Raw genomic sequence first — 24,409 nt, 5'->3', positions numbered from 1 at the left:
ACCTTAAACCTTCAACTCTTCAATGGCTTTAATCATCGCTGGTGAACGTAGTGGGGTGGGCAAAACAACAGTTACGCTCGCCCTATTGTCGTATTTATCCAAGTGTAACTATAAAATTCAATCCTTTAAAGTCGGTCCGGATTACATTGACCCGATGTTTCATCAGCGGGTTACGGGACGTCCTTGTCGGAATTTAGACCCAGTATTAACCTCTGAAGATTATGTTAAAGATTGCTTTTATCGCCATTGCCAGGGAGTAGATTATGCCCTGATTGAAGGGGTGATGGGGTTATTTGATGGAGCATCAGGAAAAGATGATTTTGCCAGCACAGCTCATGTAGCGCGGCTGTTAGACATACCAGTGTTATTAGTGTTGGATTGCTCTCGGTTATCTCGTTCCGTGGCTGCGATCGCATATGGCTATCAATCCTGGGATCCCAGGATTACCATAGCTGGGGTAGTTTTGAATCGAGTCGGAAGCTCACGCCATTTGGAATTGCTCAAGGATGCTCTCGAACCGTTACACATTCCTGTATTAGGAGAGCTACAGCGTCAGGATAATATAACTATTCCCGATCGGCACTTGGGCTTGATACCTACTGCTGAAATTACTCAACTGGATGCTTTGATTAACCGACTTGCTGATCTAGGACAGAATTGCTTTAATTGGGAGCATCTTGACTCACAGTTGAAGGTTGGCCACCAGCAACCTCTAACCTCTACTAACCAGCAACCTGCTCTAATCCGAATTGCTGTAGCATGCGATCGCGCTTTTAGTTTCTATTACCAAGACAATCTCGATAGTTTGGAACAGCTAGGAGCAGAGTTAGTGTATTGGAGTCCCCTCACCGATACCACTTTACCTCCTGATATACAAGGGATGTACTTTGGTGGTGGTTTTCCAGAAGTTTTTGCTGAGCAACTCGCCGAAAATACTAGTGCGCGAGAGTCAGTGCGAACAGCTATAGAGTCAGGGATGCCCACTTATGCTGAGTGTGGCGGATTGATGTATTTGGGGGAGCAGATTACAGATTTTGACGGGAAATCTTGGTCAATGGTAGGGGTATTACCCACGGTTACGGTGATGGGAAAATCCCTTACTTTAGGATATCGACAGGCAACTGCTTTGGTCGATGGACCCTTGTTACCTGTCGGAGCAACGGTTTGGGGACATGAATTTCATCGCTCCCACTTGACAGTCATGCCCTCCAATCCCTTGTTTGAGTTACGGGGATATAACCAGAGAAAGGTTGGAGTTGAAGGTTGGCAAGTCTATCAGCTCCATGCTTCCTATGTTCATCTCCATTGGGGTAGTTGTCTTGAGGTTCCCCTGGGATTTTTGGAACGCTGTCAGCAATTCACTTTTGAGGGAGTGACAAGTTAGTTTAGGACTACACAGGCAATCAGTCTAGTTTCTTCTTTAAAAGTTTCTCAAATCAACATTTGCCTCTTGCCTCTTGCCTTTTGCCTCTTGCCTCTTGCCTCTTGCCTTATTTAACTACTTTTTTATGAGCTATTCCACTAGTACAAAAAAATAATAACGGAAGTGACAACAATGAATTGAAGTACCGAAACCATCAAATATTATCCCTGTTCCCTGTTCCCCGTTCCCTGTTCCCTTGAAACCAAAATACTATTTCCTAAACTATTCTTCCCTTGCTATATTTTCACGCAACGCAATAATATTCAGTCTTCCTTGTAAATCTTCCCTAGAATTTATCGGAATTAACTGCCCTAGGTAAGGCTGATATTGATATAGTTGATAGCCTCTGTCTCTGAGAAAATCAGCAACAGCTAGGTTACTACCCCGACTCCCTGCAATATTTTCGTACAGTATCGTTGGGCTAAATTCCGTTAAAATCCTGTTGCTACCTGCTAAAACTTGCAGTTCGTGACCTTCTGCATCAATTTTCAACAAATCAACCTTGCTAATAGCTTCTTGCTCAATCAAACTATCCAGAGTAAAGCAGGAAACCTCCTCAAAATTACCTGCTTTGACAGTTGCTTCTTCATCAGTAGAAACAATTTCATTAAGTTCGCTAGCACCATAAAGAGCCAGTTGAGCAGTACCATTGCGATCGCTAGCTGCACCTGCACACACTTTCACCCAGTCTAACTGATTAATAGTACAGGTTTCTCGTAAACAACTAACACAACCAGAAAACGGTTCAACCGCTAGCACACACCCTTCTGGTCCTACTCGTAAAGCAGCACTGAAGGTGTAGACTCCCGCATTAGCACCAACATCAATAACAGTCATTCCAGGTTGGAGCCAGTTGCGCCAAAACTCCATTTCTTTTTCAAACCAGTCTCCTTGAGCAATTAATACACTTGTCACCAAACTCCGTAGACTTGGCTCAACCGCTAATAGTAACTGCTCTTCAAAGGTCACATAAGTAAATGGACTTTCAAGCTCTAATTCAGTCCATTTAAACCCGATTAAATCCGAATCTTCGTCCCTAATATCGCCAGCCATAGCTAGCCCCATATCTCCCCAATACTTAGCTAAGTCTCTCTGTCCTAAATCTCGATAAGCGAGGTATAGTGATTGTATAATCCTAGACGAATAGGGAGCCAAATTTTTAGCCTGGTGTAAATTCAATAATCCTTCCCATTGACTATTGACCAGGCTAGCAATTCCCAACTTTAAATGAATAGACGGGGAATCGGAGAATAGTTGAACAGCAAGATGGAGAAACCGCAATCCCGTAGCATTATAAAATACCAATTGTGAGCGACATAAAACCTCACTTAACAAAAAAATTGATTGAGCGTAGCCATCCTCAGCATCTAGAATGTGAGCCAATTGCTCATATCGATTACCTGTAAAGCTATTTCCAGAAGGTAGATAAACTAGTCCTAGAGGTATGGATTGCTCATTAATATCAGCGGGATGTAAGATATTAATTAAGGTTGGAAATGCTGTTTGTATCCCCTGCTCCATTTCTCCAGTCATGGCGAAAACTAGAGCTAAATGAGCAGCACACAGGGGATGACCAGACAACTCAATTCCCTGATTCAAAGCATCAAAAGCCATCTCAACATACATCGCACGTAGAGATGAATTGTCACATTGCTCAGCTTCAATTAATGCTACTACAGCACAGTTGTTCAATTCTATAGCAGAAGTCGGATTATCCCAAGACGTACCTTCAATACTGGTCTCTACAGTAGATAAAGTCTCTGAATCCAGATTCAGACCAGCACTTTCGAGATATTTCCAATAGGAATCAGCATAATTGACAGACATTTCCGCTTTCTCTTAATCAAAGGTTGGCTGTCCTATTTTTACCTCTAACACACAGTTATGGGCTGATAGGAAAGACGATCAGGATCTGTTTTTGTTCACCAATCCTTTACTATTACTATATGGATTATCCCACAATCTGATCAACAAACCCCCTCAACTTCTATGAATGCGATCGCTTCAACCCTCGAACCAATTGTCGAAAATTCCAATATCTACACCTGGGAAAACCTAGACCCAAGCTGGCAAGAGCGAATCAAACCAGCCATTGCTCCCGACACCCTTCCCAAGAGTATCATTTACCCTAGCACACCCGAGCAACTAGCCCAAGTCATAGGTCTAGCTCATTCCCAACATTATCATCTCCTCCCCTGTGGTAACGGCAGTAAATTAGGCTGGGGAGGTATCGGTAAAGACATTGATGTGGTAGTTAGTACCAAGCACCTAAACCAAATCATTGACCACGCCGTAGGAGACTTGACAGTTACCGTAGAAGCCGGAGTAAAATTAGCTGACTTACAAGCAATTTTATCAAAAACCGGTCAATTTCTAGCATTAGATCCAGCTAATCCCCAAGAAGCGACCATTGGAGGTATTATTGCTACCGCAGACAGCGGCTCCCTAAGTCAACGCTATGGAGGGGTTCGGGATATGTTGCTCGGCATTTCCTTTGTCCGCAGTGATGGACAAATCGCTAAAGCCGGGGGTCGAGTGGTAAAGAATGTGGCTGGATATGATTTGATGAAGCTGTTTACTGGCTCCTATGGCACCCTCGGAATTATCACTCAGGCAACCTTTCGGCTATATCCAATACCACAAGCAGCAGAAACTATTGTGTTGACAGGTGAAATGGATGGAATTGCCTCAGCTGTAAAAACAGTATTAGCCTCAGCCTTGACTCCCACAGCACTAGATTTATTATCCCCTAAGTTAGTCACAGAATTAGGGATTGGTCAGGAGATGGGATTGATGGTAAGGTTCCAAAGTGTAGCAGACAGTGTCAAGGAGCAATGTGCTCGAATACAGTCAGTTGCAGAACAGTTAGGGTTACGGAATAGTTTTTATAGTAACGGTGATGACACCAGTCTATGGGAATCATTGGCAAACTCAATTGGGAAATCGGGACACCCCTCAACAATTGTCTGCAAAATAGGAGTATTACCAACTGCTGCGGCTAAGACATTGAACACCTTGGAAAGCTTAGGAGGATTGGGATTGATTCATGTTAGAAGTGGCTTAGGTAAAGTGTGGTTTGAATCCCAAGCAGTTAGTTCAGAAATGATTAAAACTATGCGCAACTATTGTCAAACTGAACAAGGATTTATGACAGTATTAGAAGCTCCCATAACCTTGAAGCAGGAGTTAGATGTTTGGGGATATCAAGGTAATGGATTAGAGGTAATGCGTGGAATTAAACAAAAGTTTGACCCAGAAAATGTTTTAAGTCCTGGTCGATTTATTGGAGGAATTTGATTTATGGGTTTTAGGGAGTCGGGAGTCGGGAGTCGGGAGTCGGAAGTCGGGAGTCGGGAGTCAGGAGTCGGGAGTCGGGAGTCGGGGTAAAAAACTTGAAAGTATCTTATAACTATCATAAACGCTATATCAATCATAAATGATAAATTCCCAATCACCATTCACCAGTAAACCTTAAACCTTCAACCTTCAACCTTCAACATTACAACCTTAAACCTTCCAACCTTAAACCTTCAACATTACAACCTTAAACCTTAAACCTTCCAACCTTAAACCTTCAACATTACAACCTTAAACCTTTAAAAATGACCAATATCCAACAACTAACCACGAATAAGCAAAATGGTTTTGATGCTGAAAAACCGCCCAAGCAGGAATTGATTGATTCCTGCGTTCATTGTGGCTTTTGTCTTTCTACCTGTCCAAGTTACCGGGTGCTTGGCAAAGAGATGGATTCCCCTCGGGGTCGGATCTATTTAATGAATGCAATTAGTCAAGGGCAAGCTCCCCTGGCCGAGGGGAGCACACAACATTTTGATTCTTGTTTGGGATGTTTGGCTTGTGTGACAACTTGTCCGTCTGGGGTTGAGTACGATAAGCTAATCTCCGCCACTCGTCATCAAGTTCAGCGAAATCAGCCTCGTAGTTTTCCAGATTCCCTGTTTAGACAGCTAATTTTTAGCTTGTTTCCCTATCCGGGGCGATTGCGTTCATTATTGTTTCCTTTATATCTCTACCAGACCTTGGGCGTGCAGAAATTAGTGCGCTCTACGAATTGGCTCAAACTGCTATCTCCTCGGTTAGCAGCCATGGAGTCAATGCTGCCAAAAGTTACTCTAGAGTCGTTTCGGGATAATTTGCCCGATGTTATTCCCGCTGTGGGTAAGAAGCGTTACCGGGTAGGGGTAATACTTGGCTGTGTGCAACGGTTGTTTTTCTCCCCAGTGAATGAAGCAACAGTCAGGGTGTTGACCGCCAATGGCTGTGAAGTGGTGATTCCCAAAACTCAGGGCTGTTGTGCCGCTTTGCCAGAACACCAAGGAGAAACCAAGCAAGCTCAAGCCTTAGCACGACAGATGATTGATAGTTTTGAGGGGACAGAAGTTGATGCCATCATTATTAATGCTGCTGGCTGCGGTCATACCTTGAAGGAGTATGGTCACATCCTGGAAGATGACCCCGAGTATGCCCAAAAAGCTCAGGAATTTGCGGGTAAGGTAAAGGATGCCCAAGAGTTTCTAGTTAGTGTGGGACTAACTGCAACCCTTTCACCCCTTAGGGATGAGCCATTAACTATTGTCTATCAGGATGCTTGTCACCTATTACATGGACAGAAGATTAGTGTACAACCGAGACAGTTATTGCGACAAATTCCAGGAGTGACTTTACGGGAACCGATGGATGCCGCCTTGTGTTGCGGTAGTGCTGGAGTTTACAACATGCTGCAACCGGAAGTAGCGGATGAGCTGGGACAGCAGAAGGTGAATAATTTATTGAATACTGGCGCAGAGTTGATTGCTTCCCCGAATCCAGGCTGTTCATTGCAGATCAAAAAGCATTTGCAGCTGCAAGGAAAAGACATTACCTTAATGCATCCGATGGAGTTATTGGATTATTCGATGCGAGGATTAAGAATTAAGCTTTAGGCGCACAAGAACAACCTTCAACAATTAACTAACTAACACAAGACCTAAGTATCCAACCAATCACCAACCCCAATCCCCCAAACCGCACTCCATGCCAAAACGGTTCCCGTAGACTATGCCAAGAAAACAACTGACTCTCTAAATTGAGCTCCAAGACTTCCAGTTGTTCCTGGATTTGCCTTAACTCAGCCTTTAGGGCTTGTCGATTAGTTTTAGTATTAGTAGTTTTAGTCTTATTACTATTAGTCTGATTACTTTTAGTCTTGCGCAAGTCTTTCCTAACTTGCTCTCGACGCTCCTGGAGTTGAGCTTGCTGTCGCTGATCCCGCTCAACCTGAGTATAACGTTTCTTGAGAGTATTAAGCGATCGCTCTATTTCTGCCAATTCCTCTTCAAACTCAGCAACATCTTCTTGATCCTCTCTATTTTTTCCTGAATTACGGTAAGATGATTGAAACGATTCTGGAGGCATATAGCAATCGTAAATCCTAAGTTAAAATAGTCTTGAGTTGGTAAGCACTGACACACTCCCCCACTCAGCACTCAAAAAACAATGCCTGAATCCATCCAATTACCCAAAACTGATGCTAAGATCGAACCTAGCACTCTGGAATTGGCTCAAGCTTTAGCAGAGCGTCTGGCGATCAGGCCCAATGATTGGCATCGCCTAAAGTCTAACCGCTCTGCCCGAGCCAGTGAGCAAGCTGCTGCTGCTTTGGTATTTCTGCTCAATGAACATCCAGAAGAAGCCCTTGAACGATTGCGCCAAGCATCTGGATGGCTAGACCGCTCTATTTCCGCTCCACCCTGTCCAACTCATGGGACACGAAACCCTAAGTAACCAAACCCTAAGTAAAATAGGTGCTTAAGACAATAGGGGGCGCTTAGAGGGGTGGTTGACTTGTTTACAAAGTCTAATTTCTGTGCCCTGGTTGTTCCAGAGGACTTGATCGAAGATTTGGTGAAGCAGACTCATTCCTCTACCGCTTTCTGATTCATCGCAGGGTAGGCATACATCGGGACTCTCTTGGTCATCACCATTGGGAAAACCAGATCCTTCATCTGAAATTACCCACCAATATTCACCATTGACTACTGAAAATTGAACCTCTACGGTCTTACTTGGGTCTAAATTATTACCGTGCTTTGCTGCATTGACTAATGCTTCTTGTAATCCCAGCCGGAGTTCCGGTTGCCATTTATTGGGAATTTGTTCAAGAAGCAAATCTAGGATCGGGCAAAGGTAAAGGGTAGAAGCAAAGCTAACCGTTTCCCAACCGCACTCAGCCGGACTCAAAGATGTGGCAATCACTCAAGAAACCCCTAGCTTTTTTTTGGTGGACTTGATCTAATAGGAGGCTAGATCCCTGATTTTGATCGGTTTACCCCTAAGCACGGCTGAATCGTGCTCAGGGCTCACCGGACTAGGAACTCTCGATTTCTTGAGGTTGGCTTCTATATTCAGAAATAAAGATTTCTGGTGGCATAGCTAAACTACAACCTCTCCATGGTTAATTATTATGTTGATTATTTCAATAAGTTTATTGTTGCTGCTGTACCTATCAGCTCAATGGCAAATCAGCTCAATGGCAAAAATGCCTAAATAGCCCTATGCTAATTTAGCGTTACTCATATTCTGTAACCTTGTTTATTTCTGATTCCCTACGTCTATAGTATCAGAAAATTTTCGCCCAGACCAGACCCTTCTGGGTATTTTCCTCATGAAATACCAGTCAAATAGGTAAATAATTGATGTAGATAATTGAGTCTATATATAAAGACTATACATAAACAAACTATTTCTACGCCCATGCAACCGTTGGGTAGGCTACCAATTGTCCATCACCAATCAGCCATTAGCCTTAGGTGTTGGACAATTGGGCAACGCGGATATCAGTGCTCAAGAAAAGCAGCACATTCAACATGGGAGGTTTGAGGAAAGAAGTCAGCAGGTTGGATGTGGGTTAACTGGTAGTAACCGTTGAGGCAAAGGAGTTTGAGGTCTCGTGCTAGGGTAGCTGGCTTACAGCTAATATAAACGATCCGTTTTGGTGCCACTTGCCTAAGCATGTCAATCACAGCCGGAGAACATCCCTTACGGGGTGGGTCAAGTATTACAATATCTGGCGCTATAGTCAACTGGGAGAGTAACTGCTCCACTGATCCCGCCTGAAATTTTACATTAGTGATCCCATTAATCAAGGCATTCTGCTCAGCTTGCTCTACCGATGCGGCTTGCACTTCCATACCGATAGCTTGGCGTACCTGTTGAGCAAGGGGTAGAGTAAACGTCCCAATGCCACAGTAAGCATCAACTACACATTCATCCCCCTTGAGGGCTAGCTGTTTAATGATTAGGTTTAACAAAACCTCAGCTGCTTGAGTATTAACTTGGAAAAATGTATCTGGTCGCAGCCGCAACTCAAGACCAGCAAAGTTCTCTGTCAAGTATGGCTGACCGGCAACACAATAGGTTTGGGAACCAAAAATGACATTACTGCGGTGGGGGTTATGATTCACACAAACACCAACCAGTTGGGGATAACGATTTAGCCAATTTTGCCCTTGGACATCCAAGTCTTTTAAATTCAGATCTGTTGTGACCAAGGTTAGCAACATCTCGCCAGTGTGTTTCCCAATCTGTAACGAAAGGTGACGCAATCTTCCTTGGTGGCGGCTTTCGTTGTATATCGACCACCCCAATTGCTCCATATCCTGCTTAATTTCCCCTAGCAGGGGATTCAAACGCTGGTCTTGCACGGGGCATTGATTAAGATTAATCAGCTGGTGGCTACCTTTTTGGTAGTAACCCGCTTGAACTGAACCCGTTGCTGAGCGTTTAAGGGGATAGGTAGCTTTGTTTCGATAGCCCAAGGGAGAATCTGCGGTTAAGATTGGTGCTACGGCGGGTTCGCTAAATCCACCAATGCGTTTGAGGGCTTGAATCACCTGATTTTGCTTCGCCAACTGCTGATAGTTCCAGCTCACATGCTGCCATTGACAACCACCACACTTATTCGCCACGATACATCTGGGATGAACACGATTAGGAGATTCCAGCAACAGTTGGTGTAACTTACCAGTGGCATAGTTAGGTTTGACCCGAATCAGGCGCACCAAAGCTTTATCCCCTGTGACAGTATCTGGAACAAAAACCACCCGATTTCCTAGCCGTCCAACGCCATCACCACTATCACTGAGGTCTGTAATCATGACCTCAATCAGTTGACCTTGTTGCCAACACTCAGGGCTGGGCTCATTAGTTATCATCATTGGCATCATATAGCACAGGGAATAGGGAGTAGGGAGTAGGGAGTAGGGAGTAGGGAGTAGAGAGTACAGAGATCGGATTCAGTCGCTCATGGTAGAAATCCCCTCAGGTCGGCGCACCCCTCGCTACCTGTACAGTGCATTATTAAGGTACCTTAGTACTTATAGCCTTTGGTGAGCAGTTTTGCGTAAATCCTGATAGTTTTGTTTTAATACGAGCTACAGATGCCAAGAGGGGGCAACGGATGGTTCGAGGGGATGTAAAGGATGGGGTAAGAGGGGAAAGAGACTATCGATGCAAGCATGCATGGGTTTTGCTCTATTTGTTGATCTTATGCCCAATGCCCTTCCGTTGTGTCACCCAAAGTCGGTAAACTACTAATTAAAAGTTCTGGCAAGAAGTCCCGAGCTAAAATCTGTAATTTAGCTTGGGATGAATCGCCTGAGTAACTCAATAAAAAACTCCATAAACTAATAACATGAGTGTAGTTAGTCAAGTCATTCTCAAAGCCGACGACGAGCTGAGATACCTCAGCTCTGGTGAACTCAGAAGTATCAATGATTTTTTGCAAAGTGGTGAGCAGCGATTGCGCATTGCTGCCACCCTGTCGGAGAATGAAAAAAAGATTGTACAAAAAGCCAGCAGTCAGCTGTGGCAGAAACGCCCTGACTTCATAGCACCAGGAGGCAATGCCTATGGTCAGCGTGAACGGAATCAGTGTTTACGGGACTATGGTTGGTACTTGCGGTTGGTCACCTATGGTGTACTTGCTGGTGATCAGAAACCTATTGAAGACATTGGTATCATCGGGGCAAGAGAAATGTATAATGCCCTAGGTGTGCCAATGGCAGGGATGTCAGAAGCGATAAATTGCTTAAAAGAGGCATCTTTGGGAATCCTAACCGATGAGGATGCTGACCTGACAGGTCCCTACTTCGATTACATTATTCAAGCAATGTCTCCTAAGTCCTAAGGTAAGCTATCAGCTATCAGCTATCAGCTATCAGCTAATGCGCTACGCGCACGCTACTTGAGGTGCTTATGGGCATAGGGCAAGCTACACTGAACAGCTTTTGAATAAAACAGGTAAGCATTCGTTTAATCTCTGTTACGTCAGCTGTCAGCTGACAGCTGACCTACTAACTCATTGGTGATTAGTCATTAGTCATTGGTTATTTACAAATAGCCAATGGTTAATTGTAAGTTGTAAATTTACAATTCAAAATTAGCAATTAGCAATTACCAATTAAAAATTAAGAAAAGACTAATGATTAATGACCTCAAATCCCACGCATTTTAGTCGTGGGATTCTTTAAATTAAATGTGGTTAATTAAAAAACTGCCTTGGCTTCCATTATCAATTCTTCTGTTAAGCCATAGTATTTTTGGCTGGATGATATCTGTTGACTATCAGGAATTGATTACGGTAGAACACACTACATCAGGCTCAGATCTTTCCTTATTTAAGGTATCGGTATGGCTCTGGCTGATCGGAGCAGTTTATATCTTGTTGATGGCTTTGGCTATAACTGCTCCAGTGTATCAGATTAGAAAATTGTACGGGACTTGGATGAAATCTGATGCTAAAGCTTTTGTTTCCGTAATTTTCAGCTCTTTCCTAGGCGTTATCATCCTGCGCTGGATTCATTATTCTAGCCGTATCCTGGTGCTGATTGCTGCTGCTGCCTTAACCAGATTAGATCTTCAAACAGAAGGATACGGTGAATGGCAGGCTTTCTGGATTATCTGTGGGGTTTCTCTAACAGGTTTTAGTGTAGGGTTATTACTAAATCAGTTACTAATAGCAATTATATAGCCATGTTGATAGAAATGAGTGTCGTTTTTTTGGTAATGGGTAATGGGTAATGGGTAATGGCGATATCCGAGTCGTCAACCTTAAACCTTCTAACCTTAAACCTTCTAACCTTAAACCTTAAACCTTCTAACCTTCTAACCTTCTAACCTTAAACCTTCTAACCTTAAACCTTCTAACCTTGGCCTATTGGCCACGCTACGCGAACAACCTTCTAACCTTGGCCTTTGGCCACGCTACGCGAACAACCTTCAAACCTTGGCCTTTGGCCACGCTACGCGAACAACCTTCAAACCTTGGCCTTTGGCCACGCTACGCGAACAACCTTCTAACCTTAAACACTATTAATCTGTCTGGGGCATTTTAATTTTAACTGCTCCTTCTGGTGTGATGATAACTTTACCACCTAGGGCTTCAATTCTACTAATAGCTATTTTGCTAGTGCGAGGGTCAGGGGAGTTATTTAAAACCATTGACCAAGCACTCACTTGAGCTATCTTACTAGTAGGATTTCGACTTATAAAGTCAGCAGTGTTGCGGGAAAGTTCAGCAATGTTTTGACTTTGTTCATCAGGGGATTGACTTGCCCAATCGGCTGATTTTTCAAAGGATTGTTGGGCGGCTTTAGCGTCACCCAAAAATAATAATTCATCAATTCCTTTATAACGCCACACATAATAAGACCGAGCTGGAACTTTAGGGGATAGTGACTGGAGTCCTTTTTCCATTAAGGCGACGGATTTTTCTGGCATTCCTGCATATAATGAGCTACTGCTAGATAGAAATAAATACGCTGTTAAAAATTTCGGGTCTCGGTTTATAATAACGTCAAAGTACTCTGGGCTAAGCTGATAGCTAGTAATTCGGCGAGCGTCTTGATCACCAAAGTATTGAAGGAAATTCATAAATACCCAGTCAGCTAATACATTATCGAAGCCAAATGTAGGTAGTCTCTGAAGTAGATTGAGATACACTTGTGTTGCTTCTACATCTCGCTGAAGGTCTGCGGGTGAAGTGTTTTTAGAGCTTTGTTTGAGGGCATTGAGTTGGGGTTGCTGTAGCTTGCCAACTGCTAATATACAACCTAGGAGAATTATGATTGCTCCTAGGGATTGGGTTAGTCTTTGAGGAAATTGCCAAGGCATCTGTCTAAGATGAAGCATAAAGGCTGAAGTATTAAGTACCTAGGAGACTATCAAAATATTCCCACTTGACTCTCAATTAACTCTGAGGGTAACTCTTCAAGAAACTGAGAAGGGTTAGCTGGTTCCCGATTCCCATAAAAGCGGCGCTCATGAGCATGGGACAAAAACAGTTGTTCCTGAGCGCGAGTAATCCCTACATAACACAAACGCCGTTCTTCCTCCAACGCTACAGGATCTCTAAGACTACGACTGTGAGGAAACAGTCCTTGCTCTAGACCGACTAGAAAGACAATGGGAAATTCTAGCCCTTTAGCAGAGTGAAGGGTCATTAAAGAAACTGCTTTTTTCCCCTCTTCGAGGTTATCCATGTCAGAGGCAAGAGTTGCATTAGCAAGAAACCCTTCTAAGGTGGTTTCTTCGTTTTCTTCTTGAAATTGCTGGACTGCATTAAACAATTCTACAATATTTTCCAATCGATTCTCAGCTTCTTCAGTTCCTTTGTTTCTCAAATCTCCAATATAACCAGACTCCTCCATAATCCCTTTGAGAATCTCTAATGCTGTTCGGTCTTCCAATTGCTCCTGCCATTGAGACATAAGCTGAGAAAATTTCTTGACCGCTTTAGCTGACCTTCCCGCAAATGTATGAACTGAGGTTTCATCACTGATAATTTCCCACAGGGGAACTCCTAATTCTTGGGCAGCTGCGACCAGATTGTTAATGGTAGTTTGTCCAATACCTCGTCGAGGAGTATTGATAATGCGCAATAGACTAACAGTGTCGGATGGGTTTGCGATCGCTCTGAGGTAAGCCAGAGCATCTTTAATTTCTTTACGGTCATAGAACTTTAAGCCACCAACTACAGTATAGAGAATATCCGCTCTGATCAAAACGTCTTCAAAGGCACGGGATTGAGCATTAGTACGATAAAGAATAGCAAAACTGCCACCATCCAGTTCTGGATTTTGTCGTTTTAGCTGGATAATTTTACTGACTACAAACTGAGCTTCTTCCAATTCGTCATCAGCGCTATAAAAATAAATTTTTTCCCCGACACCCCGTGTTGCTCGCAGAACTTTATCAATTCGCTGGGTATTATTTTCGATCAGGTGGTTAGCAGCTTGAAGAATATTTTCCCTAGAGCGATAGTTTTCTTCTAGCTTGACCATAGTGCGAGTATCTTGATCGGGTAAACCGTCACCAAAGTCTTGCTGAAAACCCAGAAGGATGGTGAAGTCTGCCATTCGGAAACTGTAGATAGAGTTATGAGTAAGCAATCCATCGCTAAAGTAGACATGGTGCTTCTCTACCTCTAGGCTATACACCAAGCCATTGTATTCCTGACGCTGAATCCTAATCGGTTTCCAAGCCACTGTTTTGCCACCCTGATAGACGGCTATATCCATCAGTTCTGGTAATAAGTTAATCGCTGCTAGCTCGATAGTACTTTTACCCCGTCCGCCTTGATAGGCAATGTCAGGGCTGTAAATGGGGTAGTTTGGGTCGAGTCCAAAGTCTTGAAGACAGGAAATCCCCCGTTCTGGTAACACATCACCCAGTGCATTAAATAACTGCTCCAGCATCTGACGGGTGTACTCAGTGGCACCATTCATTGGTTCAAACGGGGCAGTGGGAATACCATAGCGAGCGGCAATATAAGAGACTTTGAAGGAAGCTTCTGTCCGATTGTCGGTTACCACGAGAATCCAGGCGGCATCTGCTTTCTCAACCCTGGCTCGATAGCCTAACTGAAATCCACCATCGCTTTTAAATAGCTTGCACCATCCGACTCGGTACCACTGACCTCGGCGGATTAGGTAGACAACATGAGTCTTTTCCTTAGCTTGCTGATTCCACCGGATTGGCCATCGATGGTTTGGTGTGGAGCGAGTAGTTTGGCTATCAACAGTTACCTCAATCAGATGGCCACTAAAAGGACGACTGGCTTTGTTGAAACGATAACCTTCGACTCTACCAACTACTGCGGAAGAATGAGGGTTATAGCTGACTAACCGATGTTGATTTGGGTCTAGTGCTTCGATTGGGACATATCCTTCAGTAGTTAGTACCTGAGTACCTGGTGGCTGACACTGGTCTGCATCCCCTACTACAAAAACTGAGCGATTCTGCCAATCCCACTGACTCTTTTGAGTTTCTCCCTTGGTAGTCAACAAGCGAATCAGTTCATACTGAATCCGATTGGTATCTTGATATTCATCCACTAAAATGTGATAAAATTGCTGATGCCAGTAGCTTAAGACCGACTCATTCTGTTGGAATAGCCTCATGGGCACTAAGATGAGGTCATCAAAGTCCAAAGCATTGTTAGCAGCTAATTGCTCTTGGTAGTGACTATAGACATCAGCAATCACTCGTCCCCGGAAATTCGACTGTTCTAGCTCAAACTGCTGGGGAGAAAAACCACGATTTTTGGCATTGCTGATGGCATAGCGCACAGAACGGGGGTTAAATTTGTGGTCATCAAGATTTAAGGTTTGAGTGACAATGGTTTTAACCAGGGTCTGGGCATCGGATTCGTCAAAGATGGAAAAGTTCCGATTCCACTTCCGTCCCTGCTCATCTTGATATTTATTGATATCAAACCGGAGAATCCGAGCAAATAGACTGTGGAAGGTGCCAATCCACAACGGTTTGGTGATTGTTCTGTAAACACGCGATCGCAACTGGGTTTGTTGGTCTTCTGGCAGAAGCTCCAACCGTTGACCATACTTCTGTTCCGCCAGCTGCTGAGCAAATATTTGCTCAATCCGCCCTTTCATTTCCCGTGCGGCTTTGTTAGTGAACGTCACCGCTAAGATATTTTCTGGTGAGACCTTGTGTTTGAGAATTAGATTAGCAATGCGATAGGTCAAGGCTCTGGTTTTGCCAGACCCAGCACCAGCAACGACTAACAAGGGACCGCAGAAATGTTCAACAGCTTGAAGTTGGGAAGGGTTGAGGTGGCTCAGGAAATCAGGGGTTGTACTCATAGGGGCGGATAAAATGCGATCGCAGATCTATCTAGATCTATTTATCTTATAGCTGAGGCTATTCTAATGTTTAGTTTTTCGAGTGTGATTCTAAATATCCGATGATCTAGCAGCGCTCAATGGTCCATAAACACTTTCCCTACTCCCTACTCCCTACTCCCTACTCCCTACTCCCTACTCCCTACTCCCTATTCCCTACTCCCTACTCCCTACTCCCTACTCCCTACTCCCTACTCCCTACTCCCTACTCCCGATTCCCGATTCTTGACTGATGGTTTACACACGCCCCCTCGCTCGCTTAATTGAAGAGCTACAACGCCTGCCTGGAGTTGGTCCAAAGACTGCTCAACGACTAGCCCTTCATATCCTCAAGCGTCCAGCACCAGAAGTCAAAGCCCTAGCGCAAGCGTTGGTGGAAGCCAAACAACAAGTTGGTTTTTGTAGAGTATGCTTTCACTTGTCTGCTGAACCGGTCTGCCAAATTTGCCGCAATTCCAACCGGGACCAGAAGACTATCTGTGTAGTTGCCGACTCAAGGGATGTGATTGCCATCGAAAAAACCCGCGAGTACCGAGGCCAATACCACGTTCTGGGAGGAGTGATCTCCCCTATGGATGGCATTGGTCCAGAACAACTCCATATCCAGCAACTTGTACAACGAGTCAGCCAGAAAACGATTCAAGAAGTCATTTTAGCCATCAATCCCAGTGTAGAAGGGGAGACAACCACACTATATATAGGTCAACTGATCAGGCCGTTTACTAAAGTGACCCGGATTGCCTTTGGTTTACCCATGGGGGGAGACCTAGAATATGCAGATGAAGTCACCCTAGCTAGAGCCTTAGAAGGACGCCGTGAGTTGGAGTGACATACTCCCACACTGGCCTATCGGTTCAGTGTGGGCTTCTTACCAACTCCACCTACTGGTTCGGATACTCGGTAAGCTTTATTAACGATACGGGATGCCCCTCCGCACCGGAACAATACAACTCGTTCTATTTTTTTAGGCACGCAGGTGGCGGTTAGCTCTTAATTTGTCTTCCCTGCTATGTTCATTATAGACGATCTCAAAATATTAAAGACCCTGTCCGCGATTCATCTGACACTCATGGAGTAGCATTGAGATGTGAGGCATAAGAGCGGATGAAGCTAAGAATTAGTAAAGGATGAAGTATCAAGTCATACTTGATACTTCATCCTTCCATAAACTACTTCAACTTTTGCTTAATAAACGTCACCAGCTGACCTAACTGTTTCTTCAAGGCATCAATTTCCTTCTGCATTTTGGCAACCTTTGCCTTCAACTGTGCAATTTCTTGAGCTGATGCGACGGAGGACTGATCGGTAGCTGCACTAACTGTTGGTGGTGCAGTTGCTGGTCGCTTCTTAGCCTTTTGCATAGATTCTTTGATAGCGTCCGTCAGCTGCTTTTTATTAAAAGGCTTTTCAATAAAGGAAAAATACTTAAAAGGTTCTTTAATTTTAGCAGTTACCTCTTCTTTTCTTCCTGACATTAATACTAGAGGAATTTTTTGTAATTTAGGCTCACTTTGAAGTTTCTCAAAAATCTCAAATCCACTCATTTTTGGCAGGATAAAATCTAACATTATAAAGTTAGGGTCTTCCTGGTAAATTAAATTAATTCCCTCCACCCCATCTTTAGCTTCGAGGACTTCAAACCCCGGAGGTAACATCTCTTTGACACGCTTGCGGATTACCGTACTATCATCGATTACCAGGATTTTATGACTTGCCACGACTGACTCCTTTCCAAGGTAGTTTGAGTTAATTTTAAAAAAACAAATGTTGAATGAAGCGACTGTCGCCGACTCCAGAGGCTAATGTGGACACCCTAACTTAGGATCAGGGGAGTGCCAGTTTGCCTAGCGATGATCGACAAGTCACGACCTACCCAACTAAGATAACTCAGCCCTATCAATCTATAGCCATACCCCTATAAAAAGGTGTGGGAGATGTGACAATCTATCCCTACTTAGTGCCATTTTACGGTAAGATTATACACTCGTTCGGGGTGAATGGGTGTTGAGGCTCCCCCAGTCACCCCTAATATCAAGTCTGGTTGAATACCCATAATTAAGGGGCCCGGGCGCGGGAAGTGTGGGAGGGTGGGAAGTGTGGGGAGATGGGGAGATGGGGAGATGGGGGAAATTTTTATTAAGCGATGCAGCGCGGTCTTGGGGGTTTCCCCCATGAGCGACTGCATCAAGACAGGGTAATTATCCCGACATGATATAAGCGATCGCATTCCGATGCAAAGTACTTGGTCTGGTTCAGTTACGATTAACCAGTTCCTATTACGGCCTAATTTCCCCCTACACCTGATCCGCCCACACCCCAACCAGACACTGATTTCTCGGTGTAATCAAAACAACTTAACTGCCAATCTTTTCTTTCCACAACCAACGAGGCAAAGTAACCAGGCACAGGGGTTAGACCAGCGATAGACCAACGGTAAACTGCCTGAGGGTCTTTGTTGATGCTCAGCAAGGCAGTCGGTTCAGCTGGATTTACAGAAACTTCGACCTGTTCCAAGCCAGCTAGTCCTTCACCAATCGCTTTGAGATAGGCTTCCTTACTGGTCCATCCCTGGAAAAATGCCTTGTGCTTTTGCTCCTCAGACACAGAACAAATCACGGCATACTCTTGGGGGGAAAAGAAACGTTGAGCGAGTTGCTCAGCATCTGGCATTGGTCGCAGATATTCTAGGTCAACGCCAATCCGCTGATCCTGGGTAATAGCATACAGAATTAGTCCATGAGAGTGAGAAACATTAAAACGGAGTCTTCTGCCCCCAGAGGTTTCTTTAAGTGCTGGCTTGCCCCGCTTTCCATAACAAAACTCCACTTGGCGTGGGTTCATGCCCAAATAGCGACCTAAGATTTGGCGCAAAAGACCCCGACCTGCTATAAAATGCTTTCTATCCCGCTCAAAGTAAAATCGCCTAGCTCTTTGCTGCTCGTCCTCAGAAAGAGTAGTTGCCAATTTTTGAATCAATAATTCACTCAGCTCCAACTGGGCACGCCAGAGATGGACATCATGGTTAACTAGTTGCAAATCTGTTGGGGGAAGTAGCCACACTGGGGTCATGGTTCAAGAAAAACTTATAAACATTAGTAGTTTCACAGGTATACCCAATAGTCAAATTTCATAAATTTAATGATTTTTACAGATACTTAACAAGTTGGCTTAGTATTAAAGTTAATGTAAAGATGTTAAGCTTCCATGAGCTTTCCCAATAAATTTAAATTCTTGTTCCTTAGTTACTCCAAAGAACCTCAAACCCGTAAAATAGATCAGCTTTGTATAGGGAATAGATAGAGCCTATGAGTTTTATCCCATCTCCATCTAATCAAGAATCAACCTTCCCAGCTACTTCTGACCTGTTTCTGCGCCATCGACTTAAAATTGTAGAGGATTTGTGGGAATCTGTTCTCCTATCTGAATGTGGTCAGGAACTCGTTGATTTACTCAAGCAACTGCGGGAATTGTGTTCTCCAGAAGGACAAGCCACTGAAGATCCTAAATCTTCAGTAGCTGATTTAATCCAACAGCTTGACCTTAATGAGGCGATCCGGGCATCACGAGCCTTTGCTCTATACTTTCAGCTGATCAATATTGTTGAACAACATTATGAACAGCGAAATCAACAACTCTCAAGACGCCGTTCCTACCGAAGAAGCACTGAACCCGAGTTAACCCCCTTCAGCCAAGGCATTTTAACAAAAAATGGTAATTCGTCTTGCTCAACTGTTGTAACAGTTGAGCAAGAGGTGGACCTAGGCAATGATGTTACTCAACCAGGGGGTGCCGTTACCAATGTTATCGAAAAGAGCCAGCAAGAAAACCAAGGATCTGAAAGAAAATTAGGGCTACTAGATTGGTTATTTCCCCACTTGCATAAGCAAAATGTGCCACCAGGTCAAATTCAGCGGCTGATTGATAATCTTGATATTCGTTTAGTTTTCACAGCTCACCCTACTGAAATTGTCCGTCGTACCATTCGGGGTAAACAGCGACGGATGGCTAAGATTCTCGAACAATTAGACCAAGCAGAGCAAACCTATGGTACCTTGGGAATCACTTCGTCCTGGGAGGTGACTGAATGTAGCCAAAAGCTCATGGAAGAAATTCGCCTCTGGTGGCGCACCGATGAGCTACATCAGTTTAAGCCAGGAGTACTTGATGAAGTAGATTACACTCTTCACTACTTCCAAGAAGTACTGTTTGATACTATACCCCAATTGTATAGTCGCTTCAAGCAAGCCTTAAAGGGTTCATTCCCCTGGCTTAACCCACCAGCTAAGAACTTCTGTCATTTTGGCTCTTGGGTAGGGTCAGACCGGGATGGTAATCCTTTTGTGACTCCCCAAATTACCTGGCAAACTGCCTGCTATCAACGAGATTTGGTGCTGGGTAAATATATAGGTGAGGTTAAGAATCTGACCGAATTATTAAGTCTGTCCTTGCACTGGTGTGATGTGCTACCGGAACTGTTAGACTCTCTAGAACAAGACCGCTCTCAATTGCCAGAGGTTTACGAACAGCTCGCCATTCGCTATCGGCAAGAACCCTATCGACTTAAACTGACCTACGTTAAGCAAAAACTGGAAAACACCCGTGAGCGAAACCAACAGCTTGCCAATGGTATGCCTGTACCAGATGAGATGGCTAATGGTAAAAGCTGGAGTTTTTACCGCTGTGGAGAAGAATTCTTGGCAGAACTAAAGCTGATTGAGAGTAATCTGCTGGAAACCGGGTTGAACTGTCGTGAGTTAGACAATTTAATCTGTCAGGTGGAAATTTATGGCTTTTACCTGGCTCACCTAGATATTCGCCAGGAAAGTTCTCGCCACTCAGAAGCCCTGAGTGAAATTGCTGAGTACCTGCAAGTTTTGCCTAAGCCCTACAACTTGCTATCGGAATCCGAAGCATGCTTGTGGTTAGCCGCTGAGTTGCGAACCCGACGTCCATTAATCCCAACAGAACTACCATTTTCGGAAAAAACCTGCGAGACTATCGAAACCTTCCGGATGGTGCGGCAACTGCAACAAGAGTTTGGTCCCCAAATCTGCCAAACCTACATCATCAGCATGAGTCACACAGCCAGTGATTTGTTGGAAGTCCTCTTGTTGGCGAAGGAAGCTGGTCTGTATGACCCAGCCACTGGTCAAAGTACCATTCGCGTGGTGCCACTGTTTGAAACAGTGGAAGACCTTAAGCGTGCTCCAGCAGTGATGAAATCCCTGTTTGAGCTACCCTTGTATCGTGCTAGTTTGGCTGGTGGATATCAACAGATGCAGGTTAGCTCAAATAACCGTCAACTAAATAACCTACCCTACTCGAACGCCAAAGCTGAACAACCAAATAACCCTGGCCAAAAGGCCACGCTACGGGAACAAGCGTTAACCTCTCCTAACTTACAAGAGGTAATGCTCGGCTACTCTGACAGTAACAAAGATTCTGGCTTCCTCAGTAGCAACTGGGAAATCCACAAAGCTCAGAAAGCCTTAGAGCACGTGGCCCAAGAGTATGGTATTGTTTTACGGATCTTCCATGGTCGTGGTGGTTCAGTGGGTCGTGGTGGCGGTCCATCTTATGAAGCTATCCTGGCGCAACCAGGTCGTAGTATCAATGGCCGAATCAAAATTACCGAACAGGGGGAAGTCCTTGCTTCTAGGTACTCTCTTCCAGGACTAGCGCTCTATCATCTCGAAACAATAGCCACAGCAGTGATGCAAGCTAGCTTACTCAATAATGGCTTTGATGATATCCAGCCCTGGAATGAAATTATGGAGGAATTAGCTCAGACTTCCCGTAGCCATTACCGAGCCCTGATTCACGACCAACCGGATCTGGTAGATTTCTTCCATCAAGTGACACCGATTCAAGAAATTAGCCAGTTGCAAATTAGTTCTCGCCCTGCACGGCGTAAATCAGGGAAGAAGGATTTAAGCAGTCTGCGGGCAATTCCCTGGGTCTTTAGCTGGACTCAAAGCCGCTTCCTGCTACCGAGCTGGTACGGTGTTGGCACTGCCCTACAAAGCTTTGTCGAGCAGGATCCAGAGGAAAATATCAACCTATTGCGCTGTTTCTATTCAAAATGGCCCTTCTTCAAAATGGTTATTTCCAAAGTAGAGATGACCTTAGCCAAGGTGGATTTACAAATTGCTCACCACTATCTCAAGGAACTTTCAAACCCTGAAGACCTGGAACGCTTCGAGCATTTGTTTGAGCAAATTGCTAAGGAATTTAACCTTACATGCAATTTAGTCCTGACGATCACAGGACACCAAACACTGCTAGATGGCGACCCAAATTTACAACGGTCTGTACAGTTGCGTAATGGTACCATCGTTCCCTTAGGATTTTTACAGGTATCTTTGCTCAAACGCCTGCGTCAACATAGCAACCAGGTAACATTGGGTGTGGTTCAATCCCGGTATAGTAAGGGAGAGTTACTACGAGGAGCCTTATTGACGATCAACGGTATTGCTGCTGGCATGCGTAATACTGGCTGACCTGTAAAGAATGGAAAGTGAAGGATGAAGGATGAAGGATGAAAAACGAACCAATGGCGAAGTTATTCACTGTTAGTCTTTTTTTGTCCGGAATCCTTGTAATTGCCAATTTAGCCTAATGATTAAATAGATGTTCAACTCTGTTGATATCCTTGTGGCGCTGTCTGGCTTGCATCCTTTGTTTCCATTTTCTAATCGCGATCGCAGTTTTTTCTGTAGGAGGTGTATACTTCTGACTTTTCCCGGTGTTTTGCTTTGCCTGTCGTTGGTTTTGATTAGCTTGAGGTTGAATAACTAGAAACTCGGCAAGATTCTCTTGAAGTGATTTATTCTCCAAAGCCCTTAGGATCGCTCTTGCGTTTGAATAACGCTCTTTGAGGGAAATAGCCAGCATTCTGTTGAGAATATTAGCAAAGGAATCACTCAATTCCAATGCTTTGCCCCACTTCAGTTCACCAGTTTGGCGCTCGCTCTGAAATGGTAGGGGGGCTTTTCCAGTGAGTAGGTAAAGACAGGTAACCCCTAGGGAATAAATATCACTGCTATACACGGGTCGTAGGCTAAACTGTTCCGGTGGTGCAAATCCTACAGTACCGATGAAATGGGTAGTTGGGTTTTTTACACTGCTATCTGATGCTTGGGCAATTAACTCCTTAACTGCCCCAAAATCAATTAGTACCAACCGACCATCATGAGAAAGAATAATATTCTGAGGTTTGATATCACGATGTATTACCCCATGGTCATGGATGTACTGCAATAACGGTAGTATGTCTCGCAGAAAATCTTTAACGGCTCCTGGGGATAAGCAACCAGAACGCCTCACCAACCGAGCTAGGGTAATGCCTCGAATGTACTCTTGAACCAAGTAGAATTCTCCATCGTCTACGAAATAATCGAGCAGCATGGGGATCTGGGGGTGAGTCCCCAGTTTGTTCAAAATTTTTGCCTCTCTTTCAAACCGCTGACGAGCATTATGTAATGCTTTTGGCTCACTGAATTTGGGGCGAAGTTGCTTGATGACACAAAACGGCTGACCCGGTAAGGATGTATCTTTGGCTAGAAAGGTTACACCGAAACCACCTCGACCAATCATCCGTAACACTTCATAGCGTGCGCGAAATAGCTGCTTTTTGCCACAAAGTTGACCTAACTCGGTATTCTTTAAGACATCACTGTGAAAAGAAGATAGCTTGACTTGCGGGAAATTCATTTATTTTTATATAGAAGGAGTAGCCATCAGCACCGATATGCTTTTAGTTTAGGCGTAAATATACGGGTTTGGCAGAATTATTCAGAGAGAAAAAAAATTTCCTACAGTTAATTAAAAATTAGGTAAAGTTGGTTGATAATACAGGGGTAAACAGAAAACATGACTATGCATCACAAACTAAACGAAGCCTTGGACCAAGGTCGTTGCCTGAAAGTAATTAGTGGCTTAAATACTTTTGATCCCGAGAAAGTTGCTGCTGTAGTCAAAGCAGCTTCACGGGGTGGAGCGACTTTTGTCGATATTGCCGCCTCGCCCGATCTAGTCAGGTTGGCACGAGGGTTAACGGATTTACCAATTTGTGTTTCTGCTGTAGAACCAAAGCAATTTGTTATTGCTATCCAAGCTGGCGCTGATCTGATTGAAATTGGTAACTTTGATAGCTTTTATGCTCAGGGACAGTGGTTTGATGCTTCCGACGTATTGGCACTGACCATTGAAACCCGTAAATTACTACCCAATATAACCCTATCAGTAACTGTCCCCCACATTCTAAAGTTAGATCAGCAAGTAGAACTAGCGGCAGAATTAGTCAAAGCGGGTGCCGATATTATTCAAACTGAAGGGGGTACCAGCAGTAAACCTCGCTCCGCTGGCACCTTGGGTTTAATTGAAAAAGCGGCACCAACCTTGGCAGCTGCCTATGAAATTTCTCGTGCTGTGTCAGTACCAGTGTTGTGTGCTTCCGGGTTATCCAGTGTGACCGTTCCCATGGCCATTGCCGCTGGTGCTGCTGGTGTTGGCGTTGGTTCCGCTATCAATCAGTTAGATAGCGAAGTCGCAATGGTAGCAGCGGTTCGCAGCTTGGTAGAATCCCTCGAAGGTGTCAAGGGTGAAGGGTTGAAGGTTGAAGGTTGTTCGCGTAGCGTGGCCTTTGGCCAAGGTTTGAAGGGTTGAAGGTTGAACGGTTGTTCGCGTAGCGTGGCCTTTGGCCAAGGTTTGAAGGGTTGAAGGTTGAAGGTTGAACGCGCACGGGTGGCCTTTTGGCCAAGGTTGCATGCTTGAAAACTAGTCT

Annotated in this window: 22 protein-coding genes; 12 read left to right on the top strand and 10 right to left on the bottom strand. The window is 44.3% G+C overall.

All coding sequences use genetic code 11. The features are described from left to right. The first annotated feature begins 22 nt into the window (after positions 1–22). The gene (locus tag BJP37_RS24790; RefSeq protein ID WP_075902787.1) at positions 23–1,384 is read left to right on the top strand and encodes a cobyrinic acid a,c-diamide synthase CobB; all 1,362 of its coding nucleotides are present in this window, start codon (positions 23–25) and stop codon (positions 1,382–1,384) included. Between the two features lie 261 nt (positions 1,385–1,645). Here BJP37_RS24790 and BJP37_RS24785 read toward each other — a convergent pair whose 3' ends face one another. Next, positions 1,646–3,250: an FkbM family methyltransferase gene (locus BJP37_RS24785; RefSeq protein ID WP_075902785.1), complete on the bottom strand. Its 1,605-nt coding sequence runs from the start codon at positions 3,248–3,250 to the stop codon at positions 1,646–1,648. Positions 3,251–3,412: 162 nt separating this feature from the next. Here BJP37_RS24785 and BJP37_RS24780 point away from each other — a divergent pair, with 162 nt between their 5' ends. The 3 genes from BJP37_RS24780 (at position 3,413) to BJP37_RS24775 (ending at position 6,366) form a co-directional block, all read left to right on the top strand. Next, on the top strand, positions 3,413–4,720 hold the full coding sequence (locus BJP37_RS24780) for an FAD-binding oxidoreductase (RefSeq protein ID WP_075902783.1): 1,308 nt from the start codon (positions 3,413–3,415) through the stop codon (positions 4,718–4,720). Further along, positions 4,707–4,832, top strand: a complete 126-nt coding sequence (locus tag BJP37_RS43905; RefSeq protein ID WP_269087060.1) for a hypothetical protein — start codon at positions 4,707–4,709, stop codon at positions 4,830–4,832. The genes BJP37_RS24780 and BJP37_RS43905 overlap by 14 nt, the downstream gene beginning before the upstream one ends. 193 nt (positions 4,833–5,025) lie before the next feature. Next, complete coding sequence (locus BJP37_RS24775; protein WP_075902781.1) at positions 5,026–6,366, top strand: (Fe-S)-binding protein; 1,341 nt, start codon at positions 5,026–5,028, stop codon at positions 6,364–6,366. Positions 6,367–6,394: 28 nt separating this feature from the next. Here the strand turns inward: BJP37_RS24775 and BJP37_RS24770 are convergent, their stop codons facing one another. Beyond that, a complete protein-coding gene (locus BJP37_RS24770) occupies positions 6,395–6,838 on the bottom strand; it encodes a sll0565 family protein (RefSeq protein ID WP_075902779.1) in 444 nt (147 codons plus the stop codon). A gap of 81 nt (positions 6,839–6,919) precedes the next feature. Between BJP37_RS24770 and BJP37_RS24765 the strand changes: the two genes are divergently transcribed. Beyond that, positions 6,920–7,207 carry a DUF6439 family protein gene (locus tag BJP37_RS24765; protein ID WP_075902777.1) on the top strand — a complete coding sequence of 96 codons (288 nt, stop codon included), beginning with the start codon at positions 6,920–6,922 and terminating at the stop codon, positions 7,205–7,207. Positions 7,208–7,231: 24 nt separating this feature from the next. On the opposite strand, the gene BJP37_RS24760 is transcribed toward BJP37_RS24765, so the two are convergent. The 3 genes from BJP37_RS24760 to BJP37_RS43900 all read right to left on the bottom strand — a co-directional run bounded on the left by BJP37_RS24760 (position 7,232) and on the right by BJP37_RS43900 (position 10,091). Further along, positions 7,232–7,678 carry an ATP-binding protein gene (locus BJP37_RS24760; RefSeq protein WP_075902775.1) on the bottom strand — a complete coding sequence of 149 codons (447 nt, stop codon included), beginning with the start codon at positions 7,676–7,678 and terminating at the stop codon, positions 7,232–7,234. 581 nt (positions 7,679–8,259) lie between these two features. Further along, positions 8,260–9,645, bottom strand: a complete 1,386-nt coding sequence (gene rlmD, locus BJP37_RS24755) for a 23S rRNA (uracil(1939)-C(5))-methyltransferase RlmD (RefSeq protein ID WP_075902773.1) — start codon at positions 9,643–9,645, stop codon at positions 8,260–8,262. Positions 9,646–9,968: 323 nt separating this feature from the next. Further along, positions 9,969–10,091: a hypothetical protein gene (locus BJP37_RS43900; RefSeq protein ID WP_269087059.1), complete on the bottom strand. Its 123-nt coding sequence runs from the start codon at positions 10,089–10,091 to the stop codon at positions 9,969–9,971. Between the two features lie 24 nt (positions 10,092–10,115). Here BJP37_RS43900 and BJP37_RS24750 point away from each other — a divergent pair, with 24 nt between their 5' ends. The 3 genes from BJP37_RS24750 (at position 10,116) to BJP37_RS40000 (ending at position 11,798) form a co-directional block, all read left to right on the top strand. Continuing rightward, positions 10,116–10,610, top strand: a complete 495-nt coding sequence (locus tag BJP37_RS24750; RefSeq protein ID WP_075902771.1) for an allophycocyanin subunit alpha-B — start codon at positions 10,116–10,118, stop codon at positions 10,608–10,610. Positions 10,611–11,030: 420 nt separating this feature from the next. After that, on the top strand, positions 11,031–11,453 hold the full coding sequence (locus tag BJP37_RS24745; RefSeq protein ID WP_229415439.1) for a hypothetical protein: 423 nt from the start codon (positions 11,031–11,033) through the stop codon (positions 11,451–11,453). Between the two features lie 186 nt (positions 11,454–11,639). Further along, positions 11,640–11,798: a hypothetical protein gene (locus BJP37_RS40000; protein WP_158069756.1), complete on the top strand. Its 159-nt coding sequence runs from the start codon at positions 11,640–11,642 to the stop codon at positions 11,796–11,798. On the opposite strand, the gene BJP37_RS24740 is transcribed toward BJP37_RS40000, so the two are convergent. Both BJP37_RS24740 and BJP37_RS24735 read right to left on the bottom strand, forming a co-directional pair. After that, on the bottom strand, positions 11,795–12,613 hold the full coding sequence (locus BJP37_RS24740) for a hypothetical protein (RefSeq protein ID WP_229415438.1): 819 nt from the start codon (positions 12,611–12,613) through the stop codon (positions 11,795–11,797). The two genes, BJP37_RS40000 and BJP37_RS24740, sit on opposite strands and share 4 nt — an antisense overlap. Positions 12,614–12,645: 32 nt before the next feature. Continuing rightward, complete coding sequence (locus BJP37_RS24735; RefSeq protein WP_075902765.1) at positions 12,646–15,585, bottom strand: 3'-5' exonuclease; 2,940 nt, start codon at positions 15,583–15,585, stop codon at positions 12,646–12,648. 119 nt (positions 15,586–15,704) lie between these two features. Between BJP37_RS24735 and BJP37_RS24730 the strand changes: the two genes are divergently transcribed. Next, positions 15,705–15,857, top strand: coding sequence for a hypothetical protein (locus tag BJP37_RS24730; RefSeq protein WP_198954169.1), 153 nt, complete (start codon positions 15,705–15,707; stop codon positions 15,855–15,857). Continuing rightward, positions 15,857–16,453: a recombination mediator RecR gene (gene recR, locus BJP37_RS24725; protein WP_075902764.1), complete on the top strand. Its 597-nt coding sequence runs from the start codon at positions 15,857–15,859 to the stop codon at positions 16,451–16,453. Before BJP37_RS24730 ends, recR begins: the two co-directional genes overlap by 1 nt. A 340-nt stretch (positions 16,454–16,793) precedes the next feature. Here the strand turns inward: recR and BJP37_RS24720 are convergent, their stop codons facing one another. Next, a complete protein-coding gene (locus tag BJP37_RS24720; protein ID WP_075902762.1) occupies positions 16,794–17,342 on the bottom strand; it encodes a response regulator in 549 nt (182 codons plus the stop codon). Between the two features lie 565 nt (positions 17,343–17,907). After that, on the bottom strand, positions 17,908–18,693 hold the full coding sequence (locus BJP37_RS24715) for a 4'-phosphopantetheinyl transferase family protein (RefSeq protein ID WP_075902760.1): 786 nt from the start codon (positions 18,691–18,693) through the stop codon (positions 17,908–17,910). Between the two features lie 236 nt (positions 18,694–18,929). On the opposite strand from BJP37_RS24715, the gene BJP37_RS24710 reads away from it, so the two are divergent. Further along, a complete protein-coding gene (locus tag BJP37_RS24710; protein WP_075902758.1) occupies positions 18,930–22,124 on the top strand; it encodes a phosphoenolpyruvate carboxylase in 3,195 nt (1,064 codons plus the stop codon). A 115-nt stretch (positions 22,125–22,239) separates the two neighbouring features. Here the strand turns inward: BJP37_RS24710 and BJP37_RS24705 are convergent, their stop codons facing one another. Then, the gene (locus BJP37_RS24705; RefSeq protein WP_075902756.1) at positions 22,240–23,337 is read right to left on the bottom strand and encodes a serine/threonine-protein kinase; all 1,098 of its coding nucleotides are present in this window, start codon (positions 23,335–23,337) and stop codon (positions 22,240–22,242) included. Between the two features lie 159 nt (positions 23,338–23,496). On the opposite strand from BJP37_RS24705, the gene BJP37_RS24700 reads away from it, so the two are divergent. Beyond that, positions 23,497–24,291, top strand: a complete 795-nt coding sequence (locus BJP37_RS24700) for a DUF561 domain-containing protein (RefSeq protein ID WP_075902754.1) — start codon at positions 23,497–23,499, stop codon at positions 24,289–24,291. Positions 24,292–24,409: the final 118 nt, after the last annotated feature.

This window comes from Moorena bouillonii PNG, assembly GCF_001942495.1.
Classification (GTDB): Bacteria; Cyanobacteriota; Cyanobacteriia; order Cyanobacteriales; family Coleofasciculaceae; genus Moorena; species Moorena bouillonii.
Note: the sequence above shows the minus strand (reverse complement) of the source record. Positions and strands in the feature narration are given on the sequence as shown.